Annotated in this window: 15 protein-coding genes and 1 pseudogene; 10 read left to right on the forward strand and 6 right to left on the reverse strand. The window is 71.2% G+C overall.

Annotation, left to right across the window (positions count from 1 at the left end; genetic code table 11):
- Both IEZ09_RS00005 and IEZ09_RS00010 read left to right on the forward strand, forming a co-directional pair.
- A pseudogene (locus IEZ09_RS00005) lies at positions 1-545 on the forward strand (WD40 repeat domain-containing protein); the annotation flags it as partial.
- 141 nt (positions 546-686) lie between these two features.
- Positions 687-866 carry a hypothetical protein gene (locus tag IEZ09_RS00010; protein WP_189251425.1) on the forward strand — a complete coding sequence of 60 codons (180 nt, stop codon included), beginning with the start codon at positions 687-689 and terminating at the stop codon, positions 864-866.
- A gap of 62 nt (positions 867-928) precedes the next feature.
- Here the strand turns inward: IEZ09_RS00010 and IEZ09_RS00015 are convergent, their stop codons facing one another.
- Both IEZ09_RS00015 and IEZ09_RS00020 read right to left on the reverse strand, forming a co-directional pair.
- The gene (locus IEZ09_RS00015) at positions 929-1,600 is read right to left on the reverse strand and encodes a response regulator (protein WP_189251426.1); all 672 of its coding nucleotides are present in this window, start codon (positions 1,598-1,600) and stop codon (positions 929-931) included.
- Positions 1,597-2,733 (reverse strand): sensor histidine kinase, encoded by a 1,137-nt coding sequence (locus IEZ09_RS00020; protein ID WP_189251427.1) that lies wholly within the window; start codon positions 2,731-2,733, stop codon positions 1,597-1,599. Before IEZ09_RS00020 ends, IEZ09_RS00015 begins: the two co-directional genes overlap by 4 nt.
- Before the next feature lie 135 nt (positions 2,734-2,868).
- Between IEZ09_RS00020 and IEZ09_RS00025 the strand changes: the two genes are divergently transcribed.
- The 4 genes from IEZ09_RS00025 to IEZ09_RS00040 are packed head-to-tail and all read left to right on the forward strand — an operon-like array spanning position 2,869 to position 6,211.
- On the forward strand, positions 2,869-4,206 hold the full coding sequence (locus IEZ09_RS00025; RefSeq protein WP_189251428.1) for a DUF8832 domain-containing protein: 1,338 nt from the start codon (positions 2,869-2,871) through the stop codon (positions 4,204-4,206).
- Entirely contained in the window at positions 4,203-4,592 is a 390-nt protein-coding gene (locus tag IEZ09_RS00030) for a FixH family protein (protein ID WP_189251429.1), read from the forward strand. The genes IEZ09_RS00025 and IEZ09_RS00030 overlap by 4 nt, the downstream gene beginning before the upstream one ends.
- A gap of 16 nt (positions 4,593-4,608) precedes the next feature.
- Entirely contained in the window at positions 4,609-5,700 is a 1,092-nt protein-coding gene (locus tag IEZ09_RS00035) for a hypothetical protein (protein WP_189251430.1), read from the forward strand.
- A complete protein-coding gene (locus tag IEZ09_RS00040; protein ID WP_189251431.1) occupies positions 5,693-6,211 on the forward strand; it encodes a hypothetical protein in 519 nt (172 codons plus the stop codon). Before IEZ09_RS00035 ends, IEZ09_RS00040 begins: the two co-directional genes overlap by 8 nt.
- On the opposite strand, the gene IEZ09_RS00045 is transcribed toward IEZ09_RS00040, so the two are convergent.
- Both IEZ09_RS00045 and IEZ09_RS00050 read right to left on the reverse strand, forming a co-directional pair.
- Positions 6,174-6,830: a LuxR C-terminal-related transcriptional regulator gene (locus IEZ09_RS00045; RefSeq protein ID WP_229812219.1), complete on the reverse strand. Its 657-nt coding sequence runs from the start codon at positions 6,828-6,830 to the stop codon at positions 6,174-6,176. The two genes, IEZ09_RS00040 and IEZ09_RS00045, sit on opposite strands and share 38 nt — an antisense overlap.
- Entirely contained in the window at positions 6,830-8,107 is a 1,278-nt protein-coding gene (locus IEZ09_RS00050) for a sensor histidine kinase (protein WP_229812106.1), read from the reverse strand. The genes IEZ09_RS00045 and IEZ09_RS00050 overlap by 1 nt, the downstream gene beginning before the upstream one ends.
- A 68-nt stretch (positions 8,108-8,175) precedes the next feature.
- On the opposite strand from IEZ09_RS00050, the gene IEZ09_RS00055 reads away from it, so the two are divergent.
- The 4 genes from IEZ09_RS00055 (at position 8,176) to IEZ09_RS00070 (ending at position 13,172) form a co-directional block, all read left to right on the forward strand.
- The gene (locus tag IEZ09_RS00055) at positions 8,176-8,949 is read left to right on the forward strand and encodes an ABC transporter ATP-binding protein (protein ID WP_370467601.1); all 774 of its coding nucleotides are present in this window, start codon (positions 8,176-8,178) and stop codon (positions 8,947-8,949) included.
- Between the two features lie 12 nt (positions 8,950-8,961).
- Positions 8,962-10,860 carry an FtsX-like permease family protein gene (locus IEZ09_RS00060; protein WP_229812107.1) on the forward strand — a complete coding sequence of 633 codons (1,899 nt, stop codon included), beginning with the start codon at positions 8,962-8,964 and terminating at the stop codon, positions 10,858-10,860.
- A 108-nt stretch (positions 10,861-10,968) separates the two neighbouring features.
- Positions 10,969-12,114: a galactokinase gene (gene galK / locus IEZ09_RS00065; protein ID WP_189251434.1), complete on the forward strand. Its 1,146-nt coding sequence runs from the start codon at positions 10,969-10,971 to the stop codon at positions 12,112-12,114.
- 95 nt (positions 12,115-12,209) lie between these two features.
- Positions 12,210-13,172: a hypothetical protein gene (locus tag IEZ09_RS00070; RefSeq protein ID WP_189251435.1), complete on the forward strand. Its 963-nt coding sequence runs from the start codon at positions 12,210-12,212 to the stop codon at positions 13,170-13,172.
- A 3-nt stretch (positions 13,173-13,175) separates the two neighbouring features.
- On the opposite strand, the gene IEZ09_RS00075 is transcribed toward IEZ09_RS00070, so the two are convergent.
- Both IEZ09_RS00075 and IEZ09_RS00080 read right to left on the reverse strand, forming a co-directional pair.
- On the reverse strand, positions 13,176-14,114 hold the full coding sequence (locus IEZ09_RS00075; RefSeq protein WP_189251436.1) for a quinone oxidoreductase family protein: 939 nt from the start codon (positions 14,112-14,114) through the stop codon (positions 13,176-13,178).
- The gene (locus IEZ09_RS00080; protein ID WP_189251437.1) at positions 14,099-14,965 is read right to left on the reverse strand and encodes a dioxygenase family protein; all 867 of its coding nucleotides are present in this window, start codon (positions 14,963-14,965) and stop codon (positions 14,099-14,101) included. The genes IEZ09_RS00075 and IEZ09_RS00080 overlap by 16 nt, the downstream gene beginning before the upstream one ends.

Below are 14,965 nucleotides of genomic sequence, written 5' to 3' on the forward strand. Positions count from 1 at the left end.
TTGACCTGCGTGGATGCATGAGAGCGAGTCTGGCTGAACAGACGCTCGCAGACCTCGAAGGCATGGACAGCTACGTCTACAGCGCCGAGTTCAACCCCGGCGGCACCGTGCTCGCCGTCGCGGGCGTCGACAGCGTCGTGGTCCTCTGGGACGTCACGGACCCGGCCGCCCCCGCGCGCATCGGGCAGCCGATCAGCGGCCCGGCCGGGCGGATCTTCGAGCTCGCCTTCCACCCGCGCGGAAACCTGCTGGCGGCCAGCGTCATCGACGGTTCGACGTGGCTGTGGAACATCTCCGATCCGACGCGCCCCGTCCGCGTCGCGGTCCTGTCGGCAGGCACCTCACCGCTCAACACCGTCGCGTTCCACCCGTCCGGCGACGTCCTCGTCACCGGTGGAGGCGACAGGAGACTGCGTTTGTCGCGCACCGACGAGAACGCGGGCATCGCCGCCATCTGCGCCGGCGTCGGCGACCCGATCACCGAGCACGAATGGCGCACCTACCTGCCCGATGTCCCTTACACGCCACCATGTCCACCTGCCTGACCTGGTGTTTGTCCAAGACCCGCGTTGTCCGCCCCTGGGGTTGTCCGGACGATTTGGAGGCTCCGGGACAACCCTTCCGCACGTAGACATGGCTGGGGCGAACGCTGGTTCGCCCGAGTCGGCGAGAGGGGATTCCTGGCAATGCGGAAACTTGTGATGTCCAGCGGCGCGGCGTCGGCGAGGCTGCTCGTCGGCATGCCGACCTCCGCCGCCGAGGTCGGTGTCGCGGCCTGCACCGCCGCGCTGCCGGGATCGGCGATCGACGACGGCAACCCCCGCCACTACGCGGGCCCGGTGAAGCAGCAGGTCCGCTGCGCCTGATGCGGCCGGGGGCGAACCGGTCCGTCGAGGGGTCGGACCGGCTCGCCCCCGGCAGGCACCCGTCACCGCACTCCCGGTGGCCTCGTCTGCACCAGCCCGTTGATGTGCGCGTACGCGACGGCGTGCACCCGATCCCGCAACCCGAGTTTGGCCAGCACCCGCGAGACGTGGGTCTTCACCGTCTCGTCGCCCACGTGCAGCTGCGCGGCGATCTCCGCGTTGCTGTAGGCCGCCGCGACCAGCTGCAGCACCTCGCGTTCGCGGACGGTCAGCAGGTCGAGCTCCGGTGGCGTCGGGGGAGGGGCGAGGCTCACGGCGAACCGCGCGATGAGGCGCTGGGTGACGGACGGGTCGATCAGCGCGTCGCCTCGCGCGGCCACGCGGAGCGCGGAGATCAGTTCCTCCGGTGGCAGGGACTTCAGCAGGAAGCCGCTCGCACCGGCGTTGAGGGCGCGGTAGACGTACTCGTCGGTGTCGTAGGTCGTGAGCAGCAGGACCTTGGTGCGGTTGGCGGGGTCGGCGAGGATCATCTCGGTCGCGGCCAGGCCGTCCAGCTTGGGCATGCGGATGTCGAGCACGGCGACGTCCGGGCGCAGTCTGGCCACCTCGGCGACGGCCGCCCTGCCGTCGGCGACCTCGGCCACGCACTCCAGGTCGGGCTGCGTGTCGAAGATCGCGCGCATGCCGGACCGCAGCATCGCGTGGTCGTCGGCGAGCAGCACCGTCAGGGTCATGAAACCTCCAGGGGGAACGTGACGATCGTGCGCCAGGTGCGGCCGTCCGGGTCGAGACCGGAGCGGGTCGTGCCGGCGAACATGCCCGCGCGGTTGCGGATGCCGACCAGGCCGCGCCGCACGGAACCGGAGTGGCCGTTGCCGGATCCCGTGGCGTTCGACGAGGTGATCGTGAGCGAGTCCGGCGCGTACTCCAGCGTCACCGTGACACCCGACGAATCGCCGTGCCGCAGGGCGTTGGTCAGCATTTCCTGGATGATCCGGTAGACCGTGATGTCCAACGACTCCGGCAGGTCGCGTTGCCGGCCGCGGACCTCCAGGCGCGCCGGTGTGCCCGCCGCGCGCACTCCGTCGAGCAGCTCGTCGAGATCGCCCAGGCCCGGTTGCCGCGCGCCGGGGGACCCGTCGCCGTGCAGGAGGTCGAGCAGGTGCCGCAGGTCCACCATGGCCGCTCGGCTGGAGGTCTCGACCGAACGCAACGACGTCGCGAGGCTGGTGTTGCCGTCGGGCAGGCCGAGGCGGGCGGCGCCGGCGTGCAGGCCGATGGCGCTCACGTGGTGGACGATCACGTCGTGCAGGTCGCGGGCGATCGCGCTGCGTTCCTCGGTGACCGCCTTGGCGACCGCGGCCTTCGCGTCCGCCTGCTCCATCGCCGAGCGCTTCTCCAGCTCGGCGAGGTACGCGCGGCGAGCGGTGGTGTAGCGGCCGACGAGCCACGGCAGCACCGCGATCTTCGCCACCACGAGCAGCGCGCGCACCGGGTCGCCGCCCAGCACGATCGAGCAGGTGAACCCGCTCGCCGCGAGCACACCGAGCGAGGCGTACGCGGGTGCGCCGCGCAGCCAGGCGCCGGCGCGGTAGCCCGCGATCAGCAGACCCGCCTCGTTGGCGTGGACCCGCCCGCCCACGGCGAAGAGCAGGATCAGCGGGACCGCCGCCTGGGCCACCGCGACCCAGCCGGACAGCTTGGCGGGACCGGCCAGCATCGCGTTCACGGCCAGCGTCATCGCGAGCACGACGGCGGTCTGCCACGGCGGGCAGTTCGAGAACAGGACAAATCCGCCGTCCGCGACCATGCACGTGGCCGCGACCAGCCACGACTGGCTCTTCAGTGACAGCTTGATCGGATACATCGCCCCGGATCCTGCCGCATCCCGACCCTGAGTTCGTCCTGCTTCGCAGGGGTCGGAGGTCCCCCGCGCGGGGGACCCGGTTTCCGCCGCCGCAGTGACGCCTTCCACCGGTCATGATCGCTACGTTCGACCGCGATGAAGCGAACTGCTGCGATCTTGCTGTTCACGCTGGGGGCGATCCTGGGGATCACGGCTCCCGCGCCGGCCGACGGCGTCCAGGCAGGCGGCGACGTCCACGTCGCGCAGACGCTCGGCGACCGCGACCTGACGGTGATCATCCGGCGGGTCGCGGAGGTGCCGGGCCCCGTGCACGTCGACGTGGTGACGCACGCCGGTTCGCCACCGGGGGAGATCACGCTGACCGCGCGCGCCGCCGGTGCCGGGACGAGCACCGCGAAGGTGGTTCTCGGTGCCACGCCCGGCTTCTACTCCGGTGTCGTGCGGGTCGACCGGCCCGGTCCCTGGGAGCTCGCGGTCGACGAGGCGACAATCCCGTTCGTCGTGCCCGCGCTCGTGTCGTCGCCGTGGGAGAACGCCACCTACGGCGGGTTCATCGCGGCGGGCGTCTTGTTGTTCGTGGCACTCCTGCTGGCCGTGTTCGGGAAACCCGGTCTCGCCATCGTTCCCAGCGCGGGCATGATCGCCGCGATCGCCGTCGGGGTCACGGCGGCGTTGCTGTCGCCGAGCATTCCGCCCGTCGCGGCTCCTGGCACCCAGCTCGACCCGACGTACGACAACGTCAACGACCCCTACCAGCGCACGTCCACAACGGACTTCTCCAGGCCGCCGGTGAACCTCGTGCCCGCGGTGAAGGGCGGTGACCTCGTGCTGAACCTGACCGACGGGTCGTCGGGCCGCCCGGTCGACGACCTGCTGGTGCACGACAGCGCGTTCGTCCACCTCGTCGTGGTGTCCCCGGCGGGACATCTCCGCCACCTGCACCCGATCCGCACGGCGCCGGGCGAGTACCGCGCCCGTCTCCGCGACGCGGAACAGGGCACGCACGCCATCGCGGCGGAGATCGCACGGCGCGGCGGGGGAGTGCAGCTGCTGCGGTCGAGCGTGGAGGTCTCCGGCACCGCGACGGCGCAGGCGAACGACGGAAGAGCCGCCCTGGCAACGGAAATCCGGGAAGCGGGCAGGCCGAGCACGATCAGGGCAGACTTCGGCGAGCGGGATCTGCAGCCGTGGCTCGGCATGCTCGGCCACATGATCGTCGTCGGCCCGATCTCCGGCAACGCGGTGAACGCACCGATCTTGGCGCACGTGCACTCGATGATCCCACCGACACCGGGCCTGCCCGACAAGCCCGACGAGAGCGTCGCCGCGTACGGGCCGGACGTGCCGTTCACCTACTCGTTCCCGTTGCCCGGCAAGTACCTCGTGTGGGTTCAGGCCGAACGGGACTACTCGATCGTGACGGTGCCCGCCGTCGTCGACGTTCCCGCGCCGAAGGGGGTCTCCGAGAAGTGAAGCGTTCCGCACTGGTCGCCCTGGCCGCGGTGATCGCGGTCGCGGGCGCGCTGTTCGTGCTGTGGCCACGCGGCGTCGAGGCGCAGCCGCACCTCGCCGAGAGCGGGCAGCTCCGGTTCGTGCTCACCCCGGCGAGCACGAGGAGCGGCGTCAACTCGTTCGACCTGCGGATCACCGACCGTGCGGGAAATCCCGCCCAGGGCGACGAGGTCGTCGTTGAACCGGCGATGCCGCAGATGGGTCACGCGATCGCCCCGATCACCGCGGGGCCGTCGGAGCCAGGTCACTACCGGGTCGGCGACGTCGGCCTGTTCATGGCCGGGCAATGGGAAATCACCGTGTCACTCAACGCGGAGCGGGTGGTCATCCCGCTGCTGCTCACCTGAAGGGGGAGGATCACCAGTGGACATCACGGCGGTGGCACCGTCGACGAGGACCGTCCCGAAAGGACTGGTCCCGGCGGGTCTGGTGCTCGGCGGCACCTTGCTCTCGCTCGTCGGCCTGACGTGGGACATCCAGTGGCACTCCGACGTCGGTCCGGACACGTTCTTCACGCTGCCGCACCTGTTCCTGTACGCGGGTAGCGCGGTCTCCGGCCTCGCGAGCCTCGTGGTCGTGCTGATGACGACCGCGGACACCAAGCGCGCCAAGGACGTCGACCCGATCGTCGGCGGCCGCGCGGTCGGTGTCTTCGGCCGCACGTTCGCCGCGCCCGTCGGCTACCTGATCTCCGGCACCGGTGCGGCCCTGTTCCTGGTGTACGGCCTGTGGGACCAGTGGTGGCACGGCCTGTACGGCTTCGACGCGGTGATCGACTCACCGCCGCACATCGGGCTGCTGCTGTCGATCTCGATCACGATGGTCGGCGCGGTCATGGTCTTCGCGGTCGCGCGGGAGCAGCGCTGGGGTGTCTACGGCGTGATCGCGGCGTCCGCGGCCCTGCTGGTGTTCAGCATGGTGACGTCGCTCGGCCTGCGCGCCGTGCCCGCCGCGTTCGCGAACCCGGTCTCCGTGGGCACCGCGTTCTTCTCGGTGATGATCCTGTTCACGGCCGCTCACGCGCTGAACCGGCGGGGCGGTGCGCTCGCCGTCGGCGTGTCGGTCGCGGTGCTGCAGGCCGTGTTCTGGTGGTTCTCGCCGTGGGCCGCGAAGGTCTACGCGGACGCGACGGGCCTGCCGTTGCGCGACTACGCCGACGGCATCCCCGGCCTGCCCAACATGATCCCGATGTGCCTGGTCTTCGTCGCGGTGGCGGTCGAGCTGCTGCACAGGCTGCCGGTGTGGATCCCCGGCGCGGTCGGCGGTGCGGTCATCGCGGCGCTGGTGCCGGTCCAGCGCGTCCTCGTGCACGGAGGCTCGTTCCCGGTCAACGCCCGTTACCTCACCACCATCGTCCTCGCCGCCGCGTTCGGGGCCCTCGCCGCGATGCTCGGCCGTCGGTTCGGGCACATGCTGCGCCACCTCGCACCGGCAAAGGAGAACAGCCATGCGTAAGACACTGCTGGGACTGCTGGGCACCGCCGCGCTGCTGCTCGGTCTCGCCGCCCCGGCGCTGGCCTACGAGCCGGTGAACATCGTCCACACCGAGAAAGTGCAGGCGGGACCGTACAACCTGACCGTTGGCTTCAGCACGTGGCCCGTCAAAGCCATGCAGTCGCTGGACTTCACGTTCGCGCCCGAGGACGGCATCGCGGACAAGAAGGGCAAGCTGACCATGTTCTACGGTCAGGAGGAGGTCGACGACAGCCCGCTGGCACGTCATCCGCGCAAGCGGGAGGTGTGGGGCCTGGACATCCACGCCATGCCCGCCCAGGGGACGTGGACCTTCCGGTTCGACATCGACGGCCCCGCCGGTCCGGCGACCGGTGAGCTGAAGAACCTCCAGGTGATGGATCAGCCAGGTCCGCCGATGGGACTGTCCTGGGCCATCAGCACGATCCCGCTGTTCGGCCTGATCGCGTTCATCGTCATCGCGTGGAGGCGGACCCGTCCCGCAAATAGGTGAGCGTCGCGAGCACCCGCCGGTTGCGGTCTTCCCCTGGCGTGAAGCCGAGTTTGGTGAAGATGTTGCCGATGTGCTTGTTCACCGCCGCCTCGGACACGACGAGGTGCTCGGCGATCCCTGCGTTGGAGTACCCCTCCGCCACCAGGCCGAGCACCTCGCGTTCCCGGTTCGACAGCGCCGCCAGCGGGGTGCTGCGCTTCACCAGCTTCCGCACCACCTCCGGGTCGACGACGGTCTCGCCCGCCGCGACCCGGTGCAGCACGGCGACGAACTCCCGCACGTCGCCGACCCGGTCCTTCAACAGGTAGCCGACACCGGTGCCGTCGCCGGAGTCCAGCAGGTCCGAGGCGTAACTGGTCTCCACGAACTGGCTCAGCACCACCACCCGCAGCTCCGGCCGCGTCTGCCGCAGCCGCACGGTCGCCCGCAGTCCCTCGTCGGAGAACCCCGGCGGCATCCTGATGTCGGTGACGACGAGCTCGGGCTCGTGCCGCTCCACCGCCGCGATCAGCGCCTCCGCGTCCCCGACGGCCGCCACCACCTCGAACCCGAACCGGCCGAGCAGCGCCGCGAGCCCCTCCCGCAGCAACGCGCCGTCCTCGGCGAGAACCGTCCTGATCACCTGCACGGGAACTCCGCTCGTACCGTGGTGGGCCCGCCGACCGGGCTGGACAGGGACAACGTGCCGCCGATGGCCGCCGCGCGGTCGGCGAGCCCGGTCAGCCCGCTGCCGCGCGCCGCGTCCGCGCCACCCCGACCGTTGTCGGTGACCTCGACGACGAGCACGTCGCCGCTTCTCCTGGCGCTGACGTGGATCTCGGTGGCCTCTCCGTGCTTGCCCGCGTTGGTCAGCGCCTCGGCGACCACGAAGTACGCGGCGCCCTCGACGACACTCGACGGCCGCTCCGCGATGGCGCACTCGACGGTCACCGGCGTCGCCGACCGGTCCGCGAGTTCCCGCAACGCCGCCGGCAAGCCCAGATCCGACAACGCCTGTGGGTGAATCCCGTGGATGAACTCCCGCAGCTCCGTCAGCAACTGCTTGGCCTGCTCGTGCGCGCTGGCCACGGACTCGGCGCCGGGGGAGTCCGGCGGCACCTCCAGCTTTGCGAGCCCCAGCTGCAGGATGAGGCTGACCAGCCGCTGCTGAGCGCCGTCGTGCAGGTCCCGCTCGATCCGCCGCCGTTCCGCCTCGAACGCGGTGACCAGCCGTTCCCGCGACCGCGAGACCTCGACCAGCTCGGCCCGCAGCCGACGGCCCGGCCCGAGCAGCGCTCTGGCCGCGGTGGCCTGCGCCCCCGCCAGTCCCGCGGCGAGGTACAGAACGACCGGCACCAGCACAAGGCCCAGCAGCGCGTACGGCAGCGCCTCGGCCGTGGTGCTCGCTTGTCCGACGCCCAGCGCGAGAGACCTGCCGGGAGCGACGACCAGCGGGCTGATGATCAGCGACAGGACCATCACCGCGGTGACGGCGAGAACCGCACTCGGCAGCGCCGCCACGGCCACCACGACGAGATGGGCGAACTCGCGCCAGGCCGTGGGCTCGCCGTACCACCGCCACCACCGCGTCCGCTCGGGCGCGGGCACCCGGCCGGCGTGCACCAGCCGCAGACGCACCCGCTCCACGTGCGCGATCGGCAGCGCCACCAGCGGGCCCGCGGCCACGACCACCAGTCCCGCCAGGCCGAGCCCGACGACCTCGCCGAGCGTGATCGGTTCCGGTCCGACAAGCCTGACGACCAGCCACGCCCACGGCAGGCACAGCACGGCGAGCGGGACGCCCGCCAGGACCGACACCACCGGCGTGCTCAGCACGTACGACAGTCCGCGCCACGGCCACCACGTCAGGAGGAACCGGCGTTGCCCGGCCGATTCCCAGATGGTGCTCACCCCCACGCCGACCACCGTAGTGCCTGCCGATCGGGGTAGAGGTTTCTCCACCTCAAGTTCGGACGTTTCGAACAGTGACGACGGCGCAGCGCACGCGGTTGGCTGATCCCGCCATGAACACAGCACATCCAGCCGTGCAACTGCACCAGGTCACCCGCGTCCACGGTTCGAAGAACACCGGCGTGGCCGCACTCGACAACGTCAGCCTCACTTGCCCACCGGGCACCTGGACCGCGGTGATGGGCCCGTCGGGCTCCGGCAAGTCCACCCTGCTGCACTGCGCGGCGGGCCTGGACCAGGTCACCAGCGGCCGCGTCCTGCTGGCGGGCCACGACATCACCGCCGCACCCGACAACGTCCTCACCGCGATGCGCCGCCGCACGATCGGCTTCGTGTTCCAGACGTTCAACCTGATCAGCTCGCTCACCGCCGAGCAGAACGTCGCGTTCCCCGCGAAGCTGGCCGGTCTGCGAGTGTCCAAAAGGGACGTTCGGGCCGTGCTGGCCGTTGTCGGGCTGGCCGACCGGGCGACGCACCGCCCCAAGGAGCTCTCCGGCGGCCAGCAGCAACGCGTGGCCATCGCCCGCGCCATGATCACCCGGCCTGCCGTCCTCTTCGCCGACGAACCCACCGGCGCCCTCGACTCCGCCTCCGCGAAGACCGTTCTCGCGCTGTTGCGCGACATGGTGCGGACCGCGGGGCAGACCATCCTCATGGTCACCCACGACCCCGCCGTCGCGGCCAGCGCCGACACGGTGATCTTCCTGGCGGACGGTCGCGTCGTCGACCGGCTGACCGGGCCCACCACCCACGACGTGGCCGAGCGCCTGGCCGGGCTGGAGAGCTGACCTTTGTTCCAGATGTCCTTCAGCACCTTCCGCGAACGCTGGGAGCTCTTCGCGGGAGCCGTTCTCAGCGTGGCCGTCGGCGTCGCGCTCCTGCAGGCCTCGATGCTGGTGCTGGCCGCCACCGGAAACCCGCAGATCCCTCCCGGCCTGTCCCGCCAGGAGCAGGACGAGATCCGCGAGGGCTTCGTGGGTGCCGCGACCGTGATGGGCATGACGGCCTTCCTCGCCATGTTCCTGGCGGTCTTCATCGTCAGCTCGACGTTCGGGTTCACCGTCGCCCAGCGCCGCCGCGACCTCGCGCTCCTGCGTCTCACCGGAGGCAGCCGTGCCCAGCTGCGTGCGCTGCTGCTGTCCGAGTCCCTGCTGCTGGGCGTCGTCGGATCCGTCCTGGGCGTGCCGTTCGGGGTGGTCGCGCAACACGTCCAGACCTGGCTGCTGATCGAGATCGGTCTGCTGCCGGACGGCTTCACCGCGCCCTGGCGGGGGTGGGCCGCGATCACCGCCGGTGTGCTCGGGGTAGGGGTGGCACTGACCGGGGTGTTCACCGCCTCGCTGCGGGCGGCGCGGATCCGGCCGCTGGAAGCGTTGCGGGAGACGGGAAAGGCCGCCAGGGTGATGAACACCTCGCGGTGGTTGTTCGGCCTGTCGGCCGCCGCGTGCACCGTCGCCATGGTGGTGTGGGCTCAGGGCACGAACCTGATCGGCGCGTTGATGGCGGCGCTCGGCATCTCGATGTGCGGTGCGGTCGCGATGAGCTTGCTGAGCCCCCTGGTGGTGCCGTTGACGGCCTGGCTGTTGCCCAGCGGCCTCGTGCGGGCGAACCTGCGGGAGGGGGTGCGGCGCAGCGCCGCCACCGCGTCTCCGCTGATCGTCCTGGTGTCGCTGCTGCTGGGGCTGTCCGGCACGTTCGGCTCGCTGGCCGCCGCGGGTGGCGAGGAGGCGAAGCGGTCCGTGAACGCCCAGCTGGTGGTGACGTCCACGGGTGAGGAGGCGGAACGCCTGCCCGCGGTGGAGGGGGTCGCCGTCGCCTCCCGGCAGAACGCGGTGGACATCACGATCACGGCGGAGCAGCCGGACGAAGGCCCGACGAGGTACTACAGCGGGATCGTCGCGGTGGACCCGGCCGACTACGCCCGCACCCACCACCTGCCTCCGTCAGCGGGAAACCTGGCGGCGCTGACCGGCACCACGGTCTTCACCGGCCCTGCCAGGCACGGTGACGGGATCATCCCGGGGCAGGTGCTCGCCGCCGACGCCGGTGGGCAGCCGTTGCAGCTCACCGTGGTCGGCGGCTTGCCGGAGACCCTCGAAGCGGGCGACAGCTTCCTCCTCCCGCGCGCGGCCCTGCCCCGGCACGTGTGGTCCGCTGCGCCGACCGAGACCGTCGTCCAGGTGGTGCCCGGCCAGAACCCGGCCGACGTGGCCGACCGGATCAGGCGGCAGGGCTTCGGCGAGATCAGGACGGTGCCGGAGTGGGCGGCGGCCCGCGCGCGGCAGACCCAGGACGGCAATGTCGAGATCCTGACCGTCCTGATGGGCCTGGCCGGTCTCTACGCGCTGATGGCTGTGGTGAACGCGGCGGTGATCGCGGGAGCGGAACGCCGCCGCGAGTTCGCCGTCGCCAGGGTGACCGGCCTGACCCGCCGGCAGGTGATCGGATCCGCTGTGGCCGAGGCAATCGCGGTGGCGCTCATCGGGGTCGTGCTCGGCTGCGTGGTGGCCGGTGCGGGCCTGGCGGGCATCGGTGGTGCCGTGCGGAAGGCGATCGGTGTGACCGTGGTGGACGTCCCCTGGGCACTTCTCGCGATCGTCGTCGTCGGCTCGGTGGCGGTCGTGGCGACGACGACCGGGATCACCGCCGCCGTGACGACGAGGCAACGGCCCGTCGCGCTGGTCACGGCCGGGGAGTGAGCCAGACTTTATCCAACTTTTCTGCTCAACAGTCAACATTGTCAAGACGGCCCGCCGTCCGTCATGCTCTCCGCCGTCACTTTCGCGGCAGGCAATGGATCGGGCGGCATGAACTCAACAGGATCGAACATCGCGGCTGAGGCGTTCCGGCGGCTGCACGGCGTTGCGCCTGCCGGCGTGTGGTCGGCGCCCGGCCGGGTGAACCTCATCGGCGAGCACACCGACTACAACGACGGGTTCGTGCTGCCGTTCGCGATTCCACATCGGACCCGGGTGGCAGCGGCACCGCGGGAGGACGGCCTGATCACGTTCGCGTCAGTGGAGGAGGACGGGCAGATCGCCGTGGCGGAGCCCGTCCGGCTCGCCGAGCTCGCGCCGGAGGCCGTGAGGGGATGGGCCGCGTACCCGGCTGGAGTGGCGTGGGTGTTGCGGCAGCAGGGTGTCGGCGGTGGGGCCGACCTGGTTGTCGCGGGGAACGTGCCGCGCGGAGCGGGGCTGTCGTCGTCGCACTCGCTGGAGGTCGCCACCGCGCTGGCGCTGCTGGGGCTCGGCGACGCGCATCCGTCCACAAGCGACATCGCGAAGTGGGTGCAGCAGGCGGAGAACGACTTCGTCGGCGCGCCGACCGGGTTGCTCGACCAGACCGCGTCGCTGTGCTGCACGGACGCGCACGTGCTGTTCCTGGACGTCCGGACCGGCAAGCAGGAACAGGTGCCGTTCGACGCCGCGTCGCACGGCCTGGAGGTGCTGGTGATCGACACGCGGGTGAGCCACTCGCTGGTCGAGTCCGGGTACGGCGAACGGCGCAAGGGATGTGAGCGCGCGGCCGAACTGCTCGGGGTGGCGGCGTTGCGGGACGCGACCGGAGACGAAGACCTGCCGGAGGAGCTGCGGCCGCTGGTCCGGCACGTGGTCACGGAGAACGACCGCGTGCTCAAGACCGTGGAACTGTTGAAGCAGGAGCGGTACGCGGAGATCGGGCCGCTGCTGAGCGGCTCGCACGCGAGCCTGCGGGACGACTACCGCGTGTCCTGCGCCGAGCTGGACGTGGCGGCGGACGCGGCGGAGAAGGCGGGCGCCCTGGGCGCGCGCATGATCGGCGGCGGTTTCGGCGGTTCGGCGATCGCGTTGGTGCCGGAGGAGCTCCGGGAGCGGGTGGAGTCAGCAGTAGCGGAAGCCTTTGCGGAGCACGGGTTCGTGGCACCCCGCATGTTCACCGCGGTGCCCTCGGAAGGGGCGGGCCGGGACGTGTGACGTTGAGCCGGGCGCACGCATTCGCTGGCGCTGGGTGATCACCACAGTGCATAGTGGCCCGCAGGAGTATGGGGACTCCGATGGGGGGACTACTGATGCACGTCAAATCCTTGTTCGTCGCGACCACGGTCGTGACGGCGCTGCTCACACCCGTGGCGTCCGCCGCCGCGGACTGCACGTGGCAGCGCGAGGCCCTGCCGATCCAGGACGGCATGAGCTGGAGCAACCTCCGGATCACCGGCGTGGACGGCCAGGGCAACGTCAGCGGGTTCTACGCACCGGGCGGAGAGGACCGCGTGCTGGCGCGGTGGACCACCTTCGCCATGGAGATCGTGCCGAAACCGGACGGCGTCAAGAAGTTCGTCCCGTCGGCGGTGAACGCCTCCGGTGTGGTGATCGGAGGCGCCTACCACGACGACGGACGGTATGTCGCGACAACGCACACGCCCGGCGCCGGATATCGCGAGCTGCCCGCTCCCGCCGGGGCCGAGGTGTGGCTCGTCGAGGACATCAACGACCGGGGCGACGTGCTCGCCAGGGCCACCCCGGAGGGCACGTCCGACTGGGCCGCGGTCCTGTGGCGCGGTGACGGCAGCGCGCCGGAGGTCATCAGGCCGGCGGAGGCGCGGTCCGTCACGGCGGTCGCCCTGGGCGAGGACGGCACCGTGCTGCTCGACTCGTACGACGGGGTCTTCCTGTGGCGCAACGGTGCGCTCACCAAGCTGCCGAAGGTGGACTACTCGCTGCGGCCGCGCGGTCTGAGCCGCGACGGCGTGATCTTCAGCAGCTACCACGAGTCGTGGAAGTGGACCGAGGCGACGGGAGCGTTGGAGAAGTTCTCCGTCAACGGGTACGTCGAGGCGGTCAACGACGACGGGCTCGCCATCGGCTACCTCGACGACGGCAACTACACGCCGGTCGTGTGGCAGGGCACCACGCTCGTGGCGAAGCTGCCGGTGTCCAGTGCCGGCTACGGGTCCTCCGCCGAGGCCGTGGGCGCCACCGGTGTCATCGCCGGGATCGACGTGACGAAACCGGCTCGCTGGACCTGCCGCTGATCCTCACGGCACGAGCACGACCCGCCCGCGCGTGGCGCCTTCGGACTGGCGGCGCCACGCGTCGGCGACATCGGCCAGTGGCACGACCTCGTGATCGACGGTGAGCGCGCCCTGCGCCGCCAGGTGGGCGACGGCCGAGATGGCTTCAGCGCGCTGCTGCGGGCTCAGTTCGTTGTTGGTGTAGCCGGACAACCGCAACGACCGGCTGCGCAGCACCGACGACGTGATCGGGCAGGTCTCACCCGCGGAGCTGCCGAGGTTCACCCATCGCCCACCGGGCCGCAGTGCCTGCGCGGCAGCGGCCGCGGGAGGACCGAAGAGCGGGTCGAGAACGAGGTCGGCGTCCGGCGCGGCCGCGCGGAACCGCTCGGCGAGGCCGTCGGCGTCGAGGGCGATCACGGCGTCGGCACCCGCTCGCTTCGCGCGTTCACGGGCCTGCTCCGACCGTGCCGCCGCGACGACGCGCCCGGCTCCCGCGGCACGGGCGAGCTGGATCGCGGCCTGCCCGACCGCACCACAGCCGAGCACGATCACGCACTCGCCGGGAGCGAGCTCTCCTCGCCACGTCAACGCCATGTGCGCGGCGACGGCCGAAAGCCCGAGCGCGGCCATCGCGACCGGCGACACGTCGTCGGGCAGGAACACCAGATCTTCCTGCCGCGCCACCGCCTTCTCCGCCATGCTGCCGTCACCCGCGGCCATCCCCGCGACGGTCGGGAACCACACCGCACGCCCGTCGACCGTGCCGATCCCTTGCACGCCAGGCACATACGGCGTACTCGGCGAGCCGAAGTACGAGGTTCCCGTGGCGCACAACAGGTCCAACGGCGTGATCGGCGCGGCCAGCACGTCGAGCACCACGTGGTCCGCAGGGACCACGGGCTTGTCCCGGTCGGCCACCGCCGGCGGCTGACCGAGCTGATCGATCACCGCGGCGCGCACGGCTGCAACACGAAGTCGTAGCGGGCTTCGAGCCACGGCACCTCGCACGTGCCGCCGTCCGGGGCGGGACCGGGCTCGTGCGGTTCGAAGGCGACCACCAGCTCCTGCTTGGTGCCGAAGACGACGTCGCTGTCGAGGTACTCGGCGCCTTCCTCGAACAGGTGCGTGATCAGCGGCTCGTGCCCGTCGGCGGTGACGAGGAAGTGGACGTGCGCGGGCCGGAAGTGGCTGATCCCGGTCTGCCCGATCAGCTCGCCGACCGGCCCGTCCATCGGGATCGAGTACCCCTTCGGCGCGATCGTGCGCACGCAGTACGTGCCGTCCTCGCGCGCCCGGTACTTCGCCCGCAGCCGTGCCTCGTCGACGTCGGGCAGCTGCGCCTCGTAGGCACCGTCGGCGTCGGCCTGCCACACGTCGAGCACGGCGGCCACCGGATCGCCGTCGAGCGAACGAACGGTTCCGGTGATGTAGAGCGGGGTCCCGTTCACGCCGTCGGACATGTCGCCGCCGAACCCCAGCTCGGGCGAGCCGTCGATGTGAAACGGCCCGAGCACCGTCGCCGGCGTCGCGCGCGGGTCGAACCGGTGGTTCATCTGCACCACGAGCATGCTGAGCCCGAGCACGTCGGAGGCGAGGATGAACTCCTCGCGCTTGTCGTCGCTGATCTGCCCGGTCGCCGTCAGCCACCTGATCGCGGCCATCCACTCGTCCTCGGTGAGCCTGACCTCGCGGGCGAAGTCGTGCAGGTGCCGGACGAGCGCGGTGACGAGCTGAGCGGTGCGCGGATCCTTCGCGGTGGCCCAGCGCCGCACCGCCAGTTCGGTGATGTTGTCCTCGGTGACCAGCTGCAT

Source organism: Lentzea flava (assembly GCF_014648475.1).
In the GTDB taxonomy this organism is placed as follows: Bacteria; Actinomycetota; Actinomycetes; order Mycobacteriales; family Pseudonocardiaceae; genus Lentzea; species Lentzea flava.

Excerpts from the sequence above, each read along its gene's own strand:
- IEZ09_RS00010 (WP_189251425.1), top strand. The coding sequence starts at position 687 with ATGCGGAAACTTGTGATGTCCAGCGGCGCGGCGTCGGCGAGGCTGCTC.
- IEZ09_RS00015 (WP_189251426.1), bottom strand. The coding sequence starts at position 1,600 with ATGACCCTGACGGTGCTGCTCGCCGACGACCACGCGATGCTGCGGTCC.
- IEZ09_RS00020 (WP_189251427.1), bottom strand. The coding sequence starts at position 2,733 with ATGTATCCGATCAAGCTGTCACTGAAGAGCCAGTCGTGGCTGGTCGCG.
- IEZ09_RS00025 (WP_189251428.1), top strand. The coding sequence starts at position 2,869 with ATGAAGCGAACTGCTGCGATCTTGCTGTTCACGCTGGGGGCGATCCTG.
- IEZ09_RS00040 (WP_189251431.1), top strand. The coding sequence starts at position 5,693 with ATGCGTAAGACACTGCTGGGACTGCTGGGCACCGCCGCGCTGCTGCTC.
- IEZ09_RS00060 (WP_229812107.1), top strand. The coding sequence starts at position 8,962 with ATGTCCTTCAGCACCTTCCGCGAACGCTGGGAGCTCTTCGCGGGAGCC.
- galK (WP_189251434.1), top strand. The coding sequence starts at position 10,969 with ATGAACTCAACAGGATCGAACATCGCGGCTGAGGCGTTCCGGCGGCTG.
- IEZ09_RS00070 (WP_189251435.1), top strand. The coding sequence starts at position 12,210 with ATGCACGTCAAATCCTTGTTCGTCGCGACCACGGTCGTGACGGCGCTG.
- IEZ09_RS00080 (WP_189251437.1), bottom strand. The coding sequence starts at position 14,965 with ATGCAGCTGGTCACCGAGGACAACATCACCGAACTGGCGGTGCGGCGC.